Below are 13,482 nucleotides of genomic sequence, written 5' to 3' on the forward strand. Positions count from 1 at the left end.
TACATGGTAATATAGGCGAATGCTACATGAAGGCCGGCGATCTCAACAAAGCGGAAAAATGGTTAAATGAAGCGCTACAATTAAAGATTGCTTTGGATGGTGCTGATAAACGCCCTAATTTCAATTATCTGGGCGAATTGGCTGTTCTCAAAGCCGATTACCAAGCCGCGCTGAGCCATTATGATCAGGTGATAGCACTTTCCGGCACTGATAGTGAATTACTCTCTAAGGAAGTATCTAAGGCTTTGGATGCCTTGCAAAACCTAAGTACAAATACATCTGCAGTCACCTCTGGTCTGACAGTGCCTACTCAGAAGTATAGCCTGACCAAAGATAAAAGGAACAAATTACTGGAGGAGCAAAAGAAGCTCATAGAATCCCGGTATATTCAGGAGGACGTAGATAAGGCGGAGCTGGAAATTGCTCAAATGAATGAATCAGAGAAGTATAAGAAGGATATAGCTCGAAAGGATGGACAAATGCAATTCTGGTATGGTGTAATAGTTACCCTTTTGGTGGTAATGATTGTAGTGGTTATTGTTTACTCCAATAAGTTGCGAAAGCTGACAAAGTATAAAGTAAAGTATACTAAATCAATGGTACCACTAATAAAGGAATTGAATTTGCTCAGTGAAAGTACTGAAAAAAACAGCGTATAAAACGTTATATGCTGAGGTTGGACTACATACAAGCCTAAATAGGTGAAGTATGTAAATTTTAATACAATTAAAGGTAGCTGTTATCGGCTACCTTTTTTTTATTCCTTTAAGGACACTATTAAACGATTTCAATATTGCCTCATACGTTTTCACTAATGTACCTTTCTTTTCCAGTTCCTCTTCACATTTACGAAGCTGCTTTTTTTAAGCCTGCACTTCTTTTTTAGCGTTAAGTAATGCATCTAATGTTTTGTTGGCGGCCTCTTTAGGGTTAGAGTTAATTCCTGAATTTTTTGGGTAAGTTCCTCTTGAGATATCTTTTTTTAGGCACGACTTATTACTTTATCAAAGATATTTCTCACTTGCTTTTTTACGGATGCTTCGGTGTCCCGATCGGCGACAAGTTTTGATACCAATTCCTCAATATATTTTATTAATCCTTTCTTTATATACTTAATTAAGTCATTTTTAATATTTAAATATATTTTAATTTAGATTAAGGTATATTATGAAACCCTTCACGCCATCTGCTACGGCTGGCCCCACGCTTCGAAATTTTTAATTCCACCGCTAATTATATTATAAATATCTGCATATCATATTTTTAACAAAAAAAATGTTCCATGGCACAAAAAATGACCAAGGAATCCCCCCGTACCCTTTCCAATTTAGCTGTCACTACAATGGTTTCAAGACCTACTCAACGAACCTTAAAAGACGATAAAATGAAAGACACTGATTGGATTACCATTGGCATTGTTGCCGGAGCCTTTATAGGAGGCATAGCACTGGGCACATTTGCCATAGCCCCTGCCTGGGAGAAACATAAAGAAAAGCAAAAGCAGAAAGATGCTTCCGGCAAGTCCAGGTAAAAGGACAATCCCATTTTTTAACTCAAAGTGACCAATAACAACAACAACACATGAGAGATTACGATGATGAACTATCGGCTTACGAAGATGAGGCCGAAGACATGTATGATGATTACTATTCAGACGACGATTTGGATGATGATTTCGACAGTGGCCTTGAAGGCTACGGTGAAGATGCCTATGATGATGACTACGAGGAAGAGGAAGTAGAGTACATTGATGGGTATGAAGATGACTACGACAGCTATGAACCTGCCCCAACCACGGTTGGCCGTATCGACCCGAATGACAGGACGCTGACGATCGTGGTAACCAATACCGGCTCAGACGAATCTGAGGCGGTGATCTTTGGCGCTAACGAAGAAGCCGACCAACCCACCGGACTTACAGTAACAGTAGGAGAAAGCTCCCACAAGGAGGTAAGAGAGGAAAGCAAGTCTTTCCCCTTCAAGCTGGCAGGGATGAAGATGAGTGTGTCGAACCCCTTACAGTTTGATAACATTCTGAAAATTTCAAGGAGAACGGCTACGGGTTCTAACACCATCAGGGTTTACCAGCCCAGAAATGCCACATCACCACAGAACTTTGCCCAAACCCTGATCGATGACGCGCACTTCGAAATGGATGTTACCGGACAGGACTCCATGCGTGTTGTCGTAAAACCTGGCGTGACAGTAGTATTCACCTTTACCATTAAGGCCCGTGCCAACCTAGGTAACCTGCTACAGGGGAATAATGTGGCAGAACTTAGCCGCACACCGAGAACGACGGGGCTGCCACAAATAGACCTGATCCGTCAAAAGCCTAAGGCAAGAAAGCCGGTTAGAAAGGTCAAAAAGGTGGTACGCAGACGACCGCTTAAAGCCCGTGTGAAGCCAAAACCAAAGCTCAAAAGACCGGTAAAGCGTAAACGCTAACCTTCACCATCCGCCCCTTTCGGGTAGTTATGCAGCCAGAGCTACCGCTTTGGCTGCTTATTTTATGATCAACCAGTTAAATTATGCAACAGAAAACAACCGTCCGGCCCATTGGGCGCATTGATTATATTGTCCGGGGCAACACCCCAGGGGTTCTCAGGCTGATCAGGAATTATGGCTATGCCGTGCCAAAGCGTCCCGAACACCTTGCAGGGGTGGTCAGGCAGGTGATCCGTGAGCATGGCAGACCCGCAGTGCGCAAACTGCTCCGTTACCACCCGGACAGGAAACTCCTCCTGGGAATTGCCGGGACATCAGAAGACCATTATTGCAGTTATTGCAGCAGCACCTCAGAGGACAGCTATTGTGGGTGTGTCCATAGCAATTATGATACACCGGAAACAAAGGACTCTCTGTCAGACAAGATCCGTGATATGTCAGCCGATGAGCTGGAAAAGTTTTATCGTCAATTGCTCAGTCAGTCCAACGCTAACCCTACAGACAAAACCCTGGCCGATGAGCTGCAAACCGTGTGGGCGGAGTTAAGGACCAAATTATCGGCAAAGAGCAACGATATTCCTGAATCACGAACGGACAAAGAGAATAAAAATGATGGGATCAACAGGCGGGAGCTACTGCTTATCTTCGGATTAGCGCTCACAGCTGGTGTACTGGTAGGCGTTTCTTTAAAAGCCGGACATGGTTAAGATCGTCAGACCACAAGCAGAGCATAGCCGTATTCTACCAGAAACCGTCTTTTCCCTTTTAGGGATTGTGCTGGCCAACGAGCCTTTACAAGTGAAGGGGTTGCTGAAAAAGTACGGTTACATGGTCAGCGAACCCGCTAATTACAAAAGCCTTACCGATGCCGTTATCGCAGCCATGGCATCAAACAACAAGGCCTTTGCTTACGATCTGGCCCGCCTCATCGCCCGGCAGGTTGTCCCAGACGGTTTTGATGGCTTTGACAACTTCGGGACAGCAGGTGGTGGCGGTGTGACTGTTGGCACTGACCCCATTAGCGCTATTGCCGGGGCAATTGGTTCAGTAGCCAACCTTTTCGGTAATGCGCAGCAAAAGAAAATGATGAAGAAGCAGGCCGGGGCGCAGACCATGAATACCCTGTTTGCCTATAAGGCGCAACAGGAACAACAAGCCGCAGCCATGCAGGCAGAAGCCCGCAGGCACGCTAACCAAATGGCAACCCTCAAGGTGATCGGTTTAGTGGCAACAGGCCTGCTATTCGGCTGGTACTTTTTAAGAACAATGAAACCTCGCAGCCTGGCTGCCGGGGCTATTTGAAACATTAAACCTGAATGATGCAATTACAAAAGAACAACTACGGACTTACAGGACAATCCGATATAGATTTTGACTATTTCCTGTGCGGTAAAAAATGTAAAAAGCGAAAGAAGGAAAAGCGGGAAATTCGGTTTGAGCGCAGAAGGCTAAAGAATGACGAGCGGCGGGCAGATACGGAGCGCACACGTATGGAAACGCTTTTGATGAAACAGTCTATGATGCCTGCTCAGGTGTCTCAGGCCCCGCCAGCTCAGCAGTCCGCTCCGACATCAAACTCCCAAATGACAGCATCCACACCCAGACCGCAACAGGCAGGGATGGGAAGCAACACCATGTTGATCGTAGTGGGTGTATTGCTGGTAGGAGGATTTGTATGGACACAAATGAATCCTAAGAACAGGCCGGTAACGGCTATTAAACCTGCCGCAGCATGACAGTTATAGAGCCACGCATATACGGAGGTTATGATGATTTCTACAGAGATGATGTTCTTTATGATCATTTCCTGAAGAAGTTCCGCAAGAAAATCAAGAAGCGAGGGCTTTTCAAAAGCATTGTCCGCATGGGTGCGCCCAGCCTGATGCTCAAGAAAAAGCTGCTTAAAAAGAAGCATAGTAAACCTAGAACTGGGGATAAAGCACCACCAAAGACAACGGTAAAACTTGGGATCAAGTCGCTCTCCGGTGCATCGAAAGCCGGACAACCACCGGAACAGGTTCGGGCAATGCCTCCGAAAAACAAAGAGCAACAGCTCAGCATGCTTTCACCGGAAACAGATTTGGACGCTCCGCCTGAGTTAGATGACAATTCGCCGGTTAACAATAGGCAAACGCAGTATATCCTTATCGGTGCAGCAGTGGGTGTCATAGCCCTCGTAGCCATAGTCAGGAGAAAAAGAAAAATGCAATGATATGGGCATACTCGCACAAACCATAGAAAAGGAAGTGACAGCAGATGGCGAGCTGCCCACCGGATTTCTTTTTGCCTCAGTAAAGAATGTGGGCAGTCAACCTGTTCTGGTCAATGGGGTGACCCTTGCAGCTGGTGAGGCCAAAAGTTACCCTTTTGTAGGCAAGGGCTATCAGGCCATTCCTTACCAGGCCGGAGGCTCCACACTCAGGATTTTATATACCCTTTAAACAGCCAATCAATGATAACAGGAGAAACAGAATATTTAATGATGCGTGATCCCGAAGATGGTTATGACAACTTTCTATTCTTCGGAAAGAAAGCCAAGGCACGCCGTCAGGAAAAAAAAGCGCAGCGACAGGCTGAAGGCAAATCAGGCCGTGGATTGCTCGACCTGCTCAGCTCCCCGGGATTGGGTAATACCATTAACAATGTAGCAGGCCTTTTTAAAAAGGGCAGCGAAGCACCTTCGGACTATCAGGTATCGGTTGGAGGGACTGAATATGATGACAGTAATAACAATGATAAACCTCCAAAAGACAATACCATGCTGATTGTTGGGGGTGTCATCGTTGCGGGCATTTTAGTCCTGGCCTATACGCAGATTAAGAAAAACAAAACCTTACCACCAACCTTATGATCATTCCCATACCTTCCAACAACAAGCGTTTTACCATCAGGCTGGGTATTGCCGTCCATAGTCCTGTAGTATTAGGTATCCGTGCATACGATCCTACTACGCCCAACACCCATTATTTAAGGAGAATGGTAGCTTTCAATAAGGAGAACAAGGCTTACAGGGAAATAGATATTCCCATGCCACTGTCTCCCAAAGCCATGGAAGTTGAATTGTACAACAAGCGTACGGGCGATGATACTGGTTTCAGAGTCACTGACTTTGATGTCCATAAGATGCTGCCCATCCAGGTGTGGGCACAGCCGGAAGTACACCGATTCATCGACTTTGCGCAGAAGTTTTCGCAGAAGGCAGGTTATACCCCCACCGGATTTCACCACAATAAGGACAGCGAGTTTTTGATCCAATACCTGCCTGAGATCCTGGACGATTCCGGTAAGCGACTGGTAACACCAGCCCGGACACATCGGGCCACAGGACGTATTCAGGTTTCCCAAAAACTGTTCAGGCAATTCACTGTACCTATTCGCTTTTTCATACTGCTACATGAACGGCAACATTTTGTGATCCCTACCAGGGAAGAAAAACCGGCTGATCTCGCTGCTCTGCAAATATACCTGGATATGGGTTTTCCCAGGATCGAGGCTGTCTATGCGGCTACTAAAGTTTTCGGGCTGCACCCTGAAACCGTAGGACAAGCCCATGTCACCCGGACACGGGACATCATGGACTTTATCAATCAACATGCTAAAAAAATCGAAGCTCATGAACAGAAACCTTAAGAAAGGACTCATCCTGACAGCCTCCGTTATGGCTGGCATGCTTTGCTCCCTGGCATTGAAAAAAGACGAGGAAAAACAACCTGTTACCAAAAACCAGGCAGGCATACCCGGTAAAGAAGATGCCTATAATACGATATGCACACCGGAGCAACGCAAAAGGCAATATGCCAAAGACCTCCAAAAGTACGGAACCCGGCAAGGGGTAATCGATATATCGGATTGCCGGAATAAAAAGAGGCTTGGTCAGATAGAACTGGCTGGCGCCCAAATGTTGGCCACATTTAATGATCAACGTAATCTTAAAAAGAAAGCTTATAACCTGAGGGATGATATACGCGCCACACAGTTAACCCTGACCAACATCACTGACCGGCAACAGGAAGTTACCCTTTGGGGGCAGGGTGATAACCCTGGTCTGGAAGGTGTTGAAGCTACGACCCCTACCGGCATACATCCGCAGGATATTGTTTTTAATGCGGCCAACAATCTGGCCTATGTTGCCAATCAACTGTCAGACAGCATATCAATTCTTTCAGCAAGAGGGAAACGGATAGATACCATTGTATTAGGGGCTGCCTATCCCGGTATGGTCTCCCCTGTGGCACTGGCCGTTAACGATAACCCGGCAACCCCTGATTATGGTAAGGTCTATGTAGCAGGGTCAGTCTCCGATACCATCAGCGTCATCACTACTGACAATGTGCTGGATGACTCCATTACTCTGGATGCCCAAAGGCCTGTAGCCATAGCTTTCAATAGAGCTAACAATAACCTTTATGTCGCCTGCCTGGTCAGCAGGAAAGTACTGGTTATTGATGGGAACACGCATCAGGTAATTCGCAGTCTTGAATCGGGTGAGCCTCCTGTTGGGCTGGGTGTAAACCCTGACAATGGAGATGTATTTGTTGCGTATTCAGAAAGCACCCGACTTGGTGTCTACAATAAAGATCATTCCAGGGTAGCCACTGTAGAAGGTATTCCGGAGGATACCAGTCACCTGGTTTTTGATGCGGCAGAAGGATGTATTTGGGCAGCTTCAGGCACTTCGCCCAATCTGGTAGGCATTGATGCTACCAGTTATCAAATCCGTTCAACGAAGGATGTCGGTAGTCATATTCTGGCCATGGCCTATAATCCGGCCAATGAAAAGCTATCGCTAACTGACGGGACTTCTTTGAAAACGCTGCAAGACGATGGCTCCTTTAGTCAGGAGTCAGAGCGTCTGCAGGCAGTTAATGCACTGGCTTTTGATACGACAGGGGCATTATTGACCACCGCTCAGGATTTGGGTAATGCTACGGTTTCCAACAAGGCTTCGGTTACCATAGATGCAGACTATGCCGAGAAAAACAGGCATTTCCGTTATGCACCAGCCGTAATCGAACAGGTAAGATTTATAATGGAAGCACACCAGCGCATTCCATTATTAACGGCCCGAAACAGGACGGTATCGGGAAAAGAAGAGGCTTTTACCTTTTCTTTGGAGAAGTATCGCAGTACCCGCCATTTCCAGAACATTATTACGATGCCCATGAAGGGCTTTAGCCTTAATGGGCATTCATCCTGGCAGTTTCATTTACAACCAGGGCAAACGGTGACCCTGCTGGTTTCCTACCGGCAACTGGACAGCTATGCCCTGATACCACCCCTGCCTGGTTAAGCAAAAACGCTCAAAAACAGAACTCATCAATATCCAATAACAACAACAATGAACAATCAACTCATCAACATCGCATTAAGCCAGTACGGGGTGCAGGAGCAACCCGGAAAGCTTCACAATCCTACGATTATTAACTATTCCTGGGAAACGGGTTTCAGAGGCATCATTTCAGATGAGACCGCATGGTGTTCCATCTTCATGAACTGGTGTGCCATGAAGGCGGGGCTGCAAAGGTCGAAAAAGGCCAATGCCCGTTCCTGGCTGCACCTGGGGCAGGTGATCCATACTGAACCGCAAATTGGAGATGTTGTGATCTTCTGGCGTGAGAGTCCCTCAAGTTGGAAAGGGCATGTAGCTCTGTTTATCGGCTATTCCGAAGACAAACGGTACATCTATTGTCTTGGAGGGAATCAGAATAACAAGGTTTGTATTGCCCCATACCAGGCCTCTAGGGTACTGGGCTTCAGAAGGCTTCAAAAAATCAAATAAAGACCCCTGGCTTATGAAAACTATAGCAGCACTGGCCGTAGGCTTCTGGCTTGGCAGGCAAATGTATATCAACTATGACCGCCAACAGGCTTTGGAAAAAGAAGCCGGAATGAAGAGAAAGGTAAAGATGATGTTCGAAGAGATGGGTTTATCCAAATCGGACATCACTGAAAAGGTTCAGCAAATAGAGCAGTATGGCAACAACAATTAAAATCGGCAACAAAACCTTTGTAATCCCTGAGCCTGACAGTCCATGTGATTTGTGGCGTGGGTATTATGACAAGCTCAAAAGAGAAGTAGGTACAGACAATGCCCGGACCATCTGGCTTGTCACCTGGCAGGCCAACGGTTCCGGCTCATGCACCACCAATGCGGACTTCAATAAATGGCTGACCAAAAACAAGCTGGATGTGTCCTCTGCCGCTACCCGGGCGGTAGCGGATATTTCCGGTATTGGCAGCAACATTCTGGGCTTCGGCAAAGGGCTGACGAAAACCCTGTCTATTGCCATTCCAGTTACGCTTGCCGGTGTGCTGGCTGCCATTCTTTACATATTGTTCAATACGGCAAAAAAAACCGATGCGGTTGACGTGGCGATGCTCGCCACACCCCAGGGGAGGTTAATCAAGCTACTGAAATGAGGATAGATAAAGATACACTAAAAATTTCCGGTATAACGGCAGCAACATTGTTGGCCGCAAGCTTATTACTGACCTGGAAACGGAAACAACAGGACAAGCTGGCCTCACGGATTTTGGAAGAGCTGCAAAAGGAAACCAACCCTGGTTCAGCAGGCCTTTCAGCCAGTGAGGCTTTCGACATTCATTACAAAGACAAAGTGCAGAAGGATGTTGGGGGTAAGATCATAGTGCTTACCCAGGATGCAGCAAAACGGTATGCGAAAGAAATACAGGATGCCTGGGGAATCTTCAATGATGATGAGAACCAAATATACGCTGTTCTGAGGAAGTTGAAGGACAAAGTGCAGGTTTCTCAGGTCAGTCGTGCTTATAATGATGGAAACCTCATCGATGTTTTTTATGACCGCCTGTCTTCTTCAGAGATCAAAAAGGTTTTGGAAATCGTCAACAGCAAACCTGCCTACAGGAGGCCCTAACAAGTAATAACACCACTTTAAGACTAACAACCATGAAAAACGAGAATTTCAAAATAGATAACAACCTGCTCTGGATCGGTGGCGGGGTACTGGTAGCCGCAGCCTTGGGCACTGGCCTTTGGTATTACAGGAAGAAGAAAAGGGAAAAAGCCGATGATGGGTATGCTACTACAACATCAGGTCAAAGTAAGCAGGCATCTTCCGGCTTCAGGTGTACCAGCAATACCTATCCCTTGGCTCTTGGAACCTGTCACCCGGATGTGGAGATCCTTCAGAGGGCATTGAAGAAAAAGGGGGCTGTACTGGGTAGAACAGGCAAAAACCGCGATGGCGTGGACGGCCAGTTCGGAAGGATTACGGCTACAAATGCTAAAAAGTATTTTGGCAGGGACAGCTTTAGTGCCACGGACATTCAAAACCTGAAATGATGACCGGTAAGCAAATTTGGATCATGGCAGGTGTAGCCACAGGACTAACAGGCATTGGTCTGTATATGTACTACCAGGACCGGGAGAAAAAGAAAGTGGTTGCCCGGCAGCTTGCCGCTTCTCTTATGCAGTCGGTACAAAGCCGCCCTTCCAAACCCATTACTCCAAAACAAACCATCGTTCCTGCAAAACCCGAATTTCCAAAAGGTGATGGTTTCCCTTTGCGCCTGGGCAGTGAAGGCAAACGGGTAGAACGCTTGCAGGTATGGCTGATGCGCAATTTTGGCGGTGTAGGAACAGTGAACGGGAAGTTTGATAAAACTACCGAGGAACGACTGTTGCGCTACCTGAAAACCCGGGAGCTGAACGAGGAAACTTACAACAAATACAGGATGGAAAAACCTGTCTATGAACAAATAATTAAGTAAACGAGCATGGCACAAAACAAGAACATAAAGAATTACCTCGATCGCCTGGTGGGCGAGGAAGGCATGAGAACGGATGTCAATATCACTATGACTACACAAACCATGATCACCCTGGCCGTTGGCCTGGTTACTGCCGGGGTATGTATCGTGGTGGTGGCCAACATCATGAAAAACGTGATCAAAAACCATCAATCTGAGGAGATCAAAGTGAGGCTGGAAACGATCATTCAAAACCTAAAACAATTGAAATGAAAGCGATCAATATGATTGCCGGTGCGGCAATAACCGGGGGAGCTGCATACCTGGTATGGCGACATACTTCGGTGGGCAAACAGGTGATGAGCAAGTGGCTGACTCGTAAGTGGCTGGAATCCGCCGGACAGGAAGGGGTAAAACTGGATAAGATGAAAATGGATAAGGCAATGTACCAGCTTACCCATCAGGATCTGGAGCTGTTGGTAAGGTACACCATGCTTGGCATTATGGACAAGCACCGTACAGGAAGCCTGGATGAAAGGACAAGGCAGAAAGGCCTTAAACTCTATCAGAAAATGGAAAAGAGCGGCACCTTCAAAAGGTCTGATGTCCGCGAGCTGGGCAATGTCCTTTTCCCTGTTCGATAAATCAATTTTTCTTATAACCAATAACAACAACAATTATGAACACTGAAATTTCAACATCGCTGGGAGGCCAATTGATCCAATATGTGATTGAATTGGATTGGGCTTACATTTTGACTTTTATTTTCATCGCCTATTGGATCAATACTGAAAAGGTAACATCCTGGATCAAAAAGCTGACGGGATTGGTCGTCCGGACGCGTTACAGGGTCGCTGCCCTAGGGCTTATTTACGGCATCATCATTTTTTATCTCAGGGGTTACGATCGCTCAGGGATAGAGCTGCTGTTTCGCTCTTTCATCTTTGCCCTGGTATTTCATAAGCTGATCATTGATACCATACTTTCATGGCTAACACCAGCGGGTGATAAAGTTAAAGACGAGCTTCCAAATCCGTGAACTGGTTTAAAATAGTCATACTGGCAGAGTTGCTGGTAATAGTTACGCTTTCGGCCTGGTTATGCAGGCCGAAAGAAACTACTGACTTTGAAAACCTGGAAAACTACCATCAGGTTCTTCAACATGAAATAGATTCGCTTATTCAGATCAACCAGAATCTTGACAAAGAGGTCACCAGGCTTAACACTACTGCGGACAGCTTGTACAAGGCAGCACAAATCACCAAAAACAACATTCAAATACTCAAAAACAACAGAAATGAAAGGATTAATGCTATTGATAATTTCGGTCATGATGAGCTGGTCGGCTTTTTCTCAGAACTTCAGCTTAGAACCGAGGATACTGACCACTGACCAAGACACGCTTTATTGCTTTTCCAAGCCTCAGGCCAGGGAGCTTGTGAAGCTCATTGAATATGGCTTTTTCACCGATTCGGTTAATCGCATGCTGGAGCAGAACCTGGCTATTCTGGAATTTGCTTTTAAGACCAAACAGGAGGCATATACCAAACTTGAATTAATGAACAACAATATGAGCCTGGTACATGCCCATCAGGAATCCATTATTGACGGACAGCTTAGTTTCATCAAAGCCCAGAAAAAAGAGATAAAAAGGCATAGGCGGCACAAATTCATTTTAATGGTTTGTGCGGGAGTGATTGGGACAACGGCTATTTTAAGATAACAGGTATGAGCGGTGGTTATCAAAGTGATGTCATCATATCCGGGGGAACAAAGGTTCTTTTCAGAGATCATGTGAGCCATGGCGTTCCCCCGGGTTCAGGTAACAGTGAAGTGGAGCTGAGCCAGCCTTATACCCTGAGTTTAGCCAGTCTTCAGATCAATGAGGGCATCAGAATATATACCAGTGGCTCATTTAGCCGCTTTAATAACAAGACACTAAGACTTTATATTGGTGATGAAGAGGTTATTTCCAACACCAATGCGCCCGCTGCTGCAGGGGACTTTGTGATGGAGGCTTTTCTTTATAAATCCTCTCTTTTTCAGGCTAAAGGCTGGGCAACCCTTCTGATCAATAACCGAGAGGGAGATGTCAGGGCAATCAACCCGATATTACAAGACCCGGACAATCCTGGAGGTCCTGAAGATAAGGTGATCCGGATAACAGGCCAGAGCAGCGTCGAGCAGCCGGGTAGTATCACGCTTTCTAATTTCATCATAGAACAGATTTAATATGAATTACATTGAACTGGCAGGGATCATCATTGTCATTATAACCGGTTGCATCAAGATTGTTGAGGGTATAATCAAAAGCCAGGTGGAAAAGCGTATAAAGCTGGAGAAGGAAAAGATCGCAGGATCTCACTCGGGCGACAACCTGGTAAGCAATTGGGTGCAATGGTCACAAACCCTTGAAAAAAGGGTGAAGGAAGCCGAAGAAACCATAGGGGCCTTGCAGGAGGTCATTCAATATCAGAAGCTTAAACTCATTGAAATGGAAGGTCATAATAAAGCGCTTCAGGATGAATTACAAATCTTAAAACATAAAGCAAAATGAAAACAGCTAATAAGACTGAACTAACTATAGCCATCCTTTCAGGTACATTCCTGGTGCTTTCCATCATAAGGGTAAGTATCGACCTGTACAAGGCTGGTAAAAATTCAAAATGCACCTGTGGGCAGGATAAAGCAATAGAAAGCCATGCAGGTTAAGCGTAAATACATTTACGGAGCCGGGGCAGCGTGCTTTACGCTTGCCCTGGTAGCCTGGCTCTCCAGAGAGAAAATCTATAAGCATTTTGACTATAAGACCAAATTTCTTTTGCAAAGGCTTGATCCTGGTTTTCGAAAGAAGGTAGAACGTTTCTTATCGCGTGCAGCCAAAGAAGGGATTGAGCTTCGGGTGACCTCTGCTAACCGCTCTTGCGGGGAGCAGGATGAGCTGTACGCCCAGGGTAGAACAAAGCCTGGCAAAATTGTCACTAATGCCATTTGTGGCAAGAGTAGCCACAACTATCATAAGGCCGTGGATGTGGTAGAGTTTGCGGGTGGTAAACCTTTATGGGAAAACCCTCGCTGGGAGCATATAGGAAGGCTTGGCGAAAAAGAAGGTCTCGAATGGGGTGGGCGCTGGAGATCCTTCAAGGATCGTCCGCATTTCCAGGATTTGGGTGGGAGGACTATTGCGCAGCTTTATCGGGGTTTTCAGAGGACGGGGAGATTGGTGGCTTGAATTACTTTTTACTGATGAGGTGGTGCGGTAATTGGTAATTAAATGAACTAACTATTACGCTAGACTACATT

26 protein-coding genes are annotated in these 13,482 nt (G+C 46.0%); all 26 read left to right on the plus strand.

The features are described from left to right. The coding region (locus tag JMN32_RS00005; protein WP_202854214.1) for a tetratricopeptide repeat protein at positions 1–659 on the plus strand (659 nt) is incomplete at its 5' end. Between the two features lie 623 nt (positions 660–1,282). After that, entirely contained in the window at positions 1,283–1,531 is a 249-nt protein-coding gene (locus JMN32_RS00010; RefSeq protein WP_202854215.1) for a hypothetical protein, read from the plus strand. Between the two features lie 50 nt (positions 1,532–1,581). After that, positions 1,582–2,448, plus strand: coding sequence for a hypothetical protein (locus tag JMN32_RS00015; RefSeq protein WP_202854216.1), 867 nt, complete (start codon positions 1,582–1,584; stop codon positions 2,446–2,448). Positions 2,449–2,531: 83 nt separating this feature from the next. Further along, a complete protein-coding gene (locus tag JMN32_RS00020; RefSeq protein ID WP_202854217.1) occupies positions 2,532–3,155 on the plus strand; it encodes a hypothetical protein in 624 nt (207 codons plus the stop codon). After that, positions 3,148–3,750 (plus strand): hypothetical protein, encoded by a 603-nt coding sequence (locus JMN32_RS00025; RefSeq protein ID WP_202854218.1) that lies wholly within the window; start codon positions 3,148–3,150, stop codon positions 3,748–3,750. Before JMN32_RS00020 ends, JMN32_RS00025 begins: the two co-directional genes overlap by 8 nt. Positions 3,751–3,764: 14 nt before the next feature. Then, positions 3,765–4,184, plus strand: coding sequence for a hypothetical protein (locus JMN32_RS00030; protein WP_202854219.1), 420 nt, complete (start codon positions 3,765–3,767; stop codon positions 4,182–4,184). Then, positions 4,181–4,660 (plus strand): hypothetical protein, encoded by a 480-nt coding sequence (locus JMN32_RS00035; protein ID WP_202854220.1) that lies wholly within the window; start codon positions 4,181–4,183, stop codon positions 4,658–4,660. Before JMN32_RS00030 ends, JMN32_RS00035 begins: the two co-directional genes overlap by 4 nt. Position 4,661: 1 nt before the next feature. Continuing rightward, on the plus strand, positions 4,662–4,889 hold the full coding sequence (locus tag JMN32_RS00040) for a hypothetical protein (protein WP_202854221.1): 228 nt from the start codon (positions 4,662–4,664) through the stop codon (positions 4,887–4,889). 11 nt (positions 4,890–4,900) lie between these two features. Next, positions 4,901–5,299, plus strand: coding sequence for a hypothetical protein (locus JMN32_RS00045; RefSeq protein ID WP_202854222.1), 399 nt, complete (start codon positions 4,901–4,903; stop codon positions 5,297–5,299). After that, complete coding sequence (locus JMN32_RS00050; protein ID WP_202854223.1) at positions 5,296–6,078, plus strand: hypothetical protein; 783 nt, start codon at positions 5,296–5,298, stop codon at positions 6,076–6,078. Before JMN32_RS00045 ends, JMN32_RS00050 begins: the two co-directional genes overlap by 4 nt. After that, entirely contained in the window at positions 6,062–7,738 is a 1,677-nt protein-coding gene (locus JMN32_RS00055; RefSeq protein ID WP_202854224.1) for a YncE family protein, read from the plus strand. The genes JMN32_RS00050 and JMN32_RS00055 overlap by 17 nt, the downstream gene beginning before the upstream one ends. Before the next feature lie 48 nt (positions 7,739–7,786). After that, positions 7,787–8,227, plus strand: coding sequence for a TIGR02594 family protein (locus tag JMN32_RS00060; RefSeq protein ID WP_202854225.1), 441 nt, complete (start codon positions 7,787–7,789; stop codon positions 8,225–8,227). Between the two features lie 13 nt (positions 8,228–8,240). Continuing rightward, a complete protein-coding gene (locus tag JMN32_RS00065; RefSeq protein ID WP_202854226.1) occupies positions 8,241–8,438 on the plus strand; it encodes a hypothetical protein in 198 nt (65 codons plus the stop codon). After that, complete coding sequence (locus JMN32_RS00070; RefSeq protein WP_202854227.1) at positions 8,422–8,868, plus strand: hypothetical protein; 447 nt, start codon at positions 8,422–8,424, stop codon at positions 8,866–8,868. Before JMN32_RS00065 ends, JMN32_RS00070 begins: the two co-directional genes overlap by 17 nt. Further along, the gene (locus JMN32_RS00075) at positions 8,865–9,344 is read left to right on the plus strand and encodes a hypothetical protein (protein WP_202854228.1); all 480 of its coding nucleotides are present in this window, start codon (positions 8,865–8,867) and stop codon (positions 9,342–9,344) included. The genes JMN32_RS00070 and JMN32_RS00075 overlap by 4 nt, the downstream gene beginning before the upstream one ends. A 32-nt stretch (positions 9,345–9,376) precedes the next feature. Next, entirely contained in the window at positions 9,377–9,772 is a 396-nt protein-coding gene (locus JMN32_RS00080) for a peptidoglycan-binding domain-containing protein (RefSeq protein WP_202854229.1), read from the plus strand. Further along, positions 9,769–10,200 (plus strand): hypothetical protein, encoded by a 432-nt coding sequence (locus JMN32_RS00085; RefSeq protein WP_202854230.1) that lies wholly within the window; start codon positions 9,769–9,771, stop codon positions 10,198–10,200. Before JMN32_RS00080 ends, JMN32_RS00085 begins: the two co-directional genes overlap by 4 nt. A 6-nt stretch (positions 10,201–10,206) precedes the next feature. Then, positions 10,207–10,452, plus strand: coding sequence for a hypothetical protein (locus tag JMN32_RS00090; protein ID WP_202854231.1), 246 nt, complete (start codon positions 10,207–10,209; stop codon positions 10,450–10,452). Then, a complete protein-coding gene (locus tag JMN32_RS00095; protein ID WP_202854232.1) occupies positions 10,449–10,823 on the plus strand; it encodes a hypothetical protein in 375 nt (124 codons plus the stop codon). The genes JMN32_RS00090 and JMN32_RS00095 overlap by 4 nt, the downstream gene beginning before the upstream one ends. Before the next feature lie 35 nt (positions 10,824–10,858). Continuing rightward, on the plus strand, positions 10,859–11,218 hold the full coding sequence (locus tag JMN32_RS00100; RefSeq protein ID WP_202854233.1) for a hypothetical protein: 360 nt from the start codon (positions 10,859–10,861) through the stop codon (positions 11,216–11,218). Continuing rightward, positions 11,215–11,571 carry a hypothetical protein gene (locus JMN32_RS00105; protein ID WP_202854234.1) on the plus strand — a complete coding sequence of 119 codons (357 nt, stop codon included), beginning with the start codon at positions 11,215–11,217 and terminating at the stop codon, positions 11,569–11,571. Before JMN32_RS00100 ends, JMN32_RS00105 begins: the two co-directional genes overlap by 4 nt. Further along, positions 11,510–11,902 (plus strand): hypothetical protein, encoded by a 393-nt coding sequence (locus JMN32_RS00110; RefSeq protein WP_202854235.1) that lies wholly within the window; start codon positions 11,510–11,512, stop codon positions 11,900–11,902. Before JMN32_RS00105 ends, JMN32_RS00110 begins: the two co-directional genes overlap by 62 nt. A gap of 5 nt (positions 11,903–11,907) precedes the next feature. After that, entirely contained in the window at positions 11,908–12,411 is a 504-nt protein-coding gene (locus JMN32_RS00115; protein WP_202854236.1) for a hypothetical protein, read from the plus strand. 1 nt (position 12,412) lies between these two features. Next, complete coding sequence (locus JMN32_RS00120) at positions 12,413–12,736, plus strand: hypothetical protein (protein WP_202854237.1); 324 nt, start codon at positions 12,413–12,415, stop codon at positions 12,734–12,736. Further along, positions 12,733–12,891, plus strand: a complete 159-nt coding sequence (locus JMN32_RS00125; RefSeq protein ID WP_202854238.1) for a hypothetical protein — start codon at positions 12,733–12,735, stop codon at positions 12,889–12,891. The genes JMN32_RS00120 and JMN32_RS00125 overlap by 4 nt, the downstream gene beginning before the upstream one ends. After that, positions 12,881–13,411 carry a M15 family metallopeptidase gene (locus JMN32_RS00130; RefSeq protein WP_202854239.1) on the plus strand — a complete coding sequence of 177 codons (531 nt, stop codon included), beginning with the start codon at positions 12,881–12,883 and terminating at the stop codon, positions 13,409–13,411. The genes JMN32_RS00125 and JMN32_RS00130 overlap by 11 nt, the downstream gene beginning before the upstream one ends. Positions 13,412–13,482: the final 71 nt, after the last annotated feature.

Origin of the sequence: Fulvivirga marina (genome assembly GCF_016775155.1) — a bacterium.
GTDB classification, from domain to species: Bacteria; Bacteroidota; Bacteroidia; order Cytophagales; family Cyclobacteriaceae; genus Fulvivirga; species Fulvivirga marina.

What these genes read in the sequence shown, in the direction of transcription:
- JMN32_RS00010 (WP_202854215.1), top strand. Translation starts at nt 1,283, where the DNA reads ATGGCACAAAAAATGACCAAGGAATCCCCCCGTACCCTTTCCAATTTA.
- JMN32_RS00015 (WP_202854216.1), top strand. Translation starts at nt 1,582, where the DNA reads ATGAGAGATTACGATGATGAACTATCGGCTTACGAAGATGAGGCCGAA.
- JMN32_RS00020 (WP_202854217.1), top strand. Translation starts at nt 2,532, where the DNA reads ATGCAACAGAAAACAACCGTCCGGCCCATTGGGCGCATTGATTATATT.
- JMN32_RS00025 (WP_202854218.1), top strand. Translation starts at nt 3,148, where the DNA reads ATGGTTAAGATCGTCAGACCACAAGCAGAGCATAGCCGTATTCTACCA.
- JMN32_RS00030 (WP_202854219.1), top strand. Translation starts at nt 3,765, where the DNA reads ATGATGCAATTACAAAAGAACAACTACGGACTTACAGGACAATCCGAT.
- JMN32_RS00035 (WP_202854220.1), top strand. Translation starts at nt 4,181, where the DNA reads ATGACAGTTATAGAGCCACGCATATACGGAGGTTATGATGATTTCTAC.
- JMN32_RS00040 (WP_202854221.1), top strand. Translation starts at nt 4,662, where the DNA reads ATGGGCATACTCGCACAAACCATAGAAAAGGAAGTGACAGCAGATGGC.
- JMN32_RS00045 (WP_202854222.1), top strand. Translation starts at nt 4,901, where the DNA reads ATGATAACAGGAGAAACAGAATATTTAATGATGCGTGATCCCGAAGAT.
- JMN32_RS00050 (WP_202854223.1), top strand. Translation starts at nt 5,296, where the DNA reads ATGATCATTCCCATACCTTCCAACAACAAGCGTTTTACCATCAGGCTG.
- JMN32_RS00055 (WP_202854224.1), top strand. Translation starts at nt 6,062, where the DNA reads ATGAACAGAAACCTTAAGAAAGGACTCATCCTGACAGCCTCCGTTATG.
- JMN32_RS00060 (WP_202854225.1), top strand. Translation starts at nt 7,787, where the DNA reads ATGAACAATCAACTCATCAACATCGCATTAAGCCAGTACGGGGTGCAG.
- JMN32_RS00065 (WP_202854226.1), top strand. Translation starts at nt 8,241, where the DNA reads ATGAAAACTATAGCAGCACTGGCCGTAGGCTTCTGGCTTGGCAGGCAA.
- JMN32_RS00070 (WP_202854227.1), top strand. Translation starts at nt 8,422, where the DNA reads ATGGCAACAACAATTAAAATCGGCAACAAAACCTTTGTAATCCCTGAG.
- JMN32_RS00075 (WP_202854228.1), top strand. Translation starts at nt 8,865, where the DNA reads ATGAGGATAGATAAAGATACACTAAAAATTTCCGGTATAACGGCAGCA.
- JMN32_RS00080 (WP_202854229.1), top strand. Translation starts at nt 9,377, where the DNA reads ATGAAAAACGAGAATTTCAAAATAGATAACAACCTGCTCTGGATCGGT.
- JMN32_RS00085 (WP_202854230.1), top strand. Translation starts at nt 9,769, where the DNA reads ATGATGACCGGTAAGCAAATTTGGATCATGGCAGGTGTAGCCACAGGA.
- JMN32_RS00090 (WP_202854231.1), top strand. Translation starts at nt 10,207, where the DNA reads ATGGCACAAAACAAGAACATAAAGAATTACCTCGATCGCCTGGTGGGC.
- JMN32_RS00095 (WP_202854232.1), top strand. Translation starts at nt 10,449, where the DNA reads ATGAAAGCGATCAATATGATTGCCGGTGCGGCAATAACCGGGGGAGCT.
- JMN32_RS00100 (WP_202854233.1), top strand. Translation starts at nt 10,859, where the DNA reads ATGAACACTGAAATTTCAACATCGCTGGGAGGCCAATTGATCCAATAT.
- JMN32_RS00110 (WP_202854235.1), top strand. Translation starts at nt 11,510, where the DNA reads ATGATGAGCTGGTCGGCTTTTTCTCAGAACTTCAGCTTAGAACCGAGG.
- JMN32_RS00115 (WP_202854236.1), top strand. Translation starts at nt 11,908, where the DNA reads ATGAGCGGTGGTTATCAAAGTGATGTCATCATATCCGGGGGAACAAAG.
- JMN32_RS00120 (WP_202854237.1), top strand. Translation starts at nt 12,413, where the DNA reads ATGAATTACATTGAACTGGCAGGGATCATCATTGTCATTATAACCGGT.
- JMN32_RS00125 (WP_202854238.1), top strand. Translation starts at nt 12,733, where the DNA reads ATGAAAACAGCTAATAAGACTGAACTAACTATAGCCATCCTTTCAGGT.
- JMN32_RS00130 (WP_202854239.1), top strand. Translation starts at nt 12,881, where the DNA reads ATGCAGGTTAAGCGTAAATACATTTACGGAGCCGGGGCAGCGTGCTTT.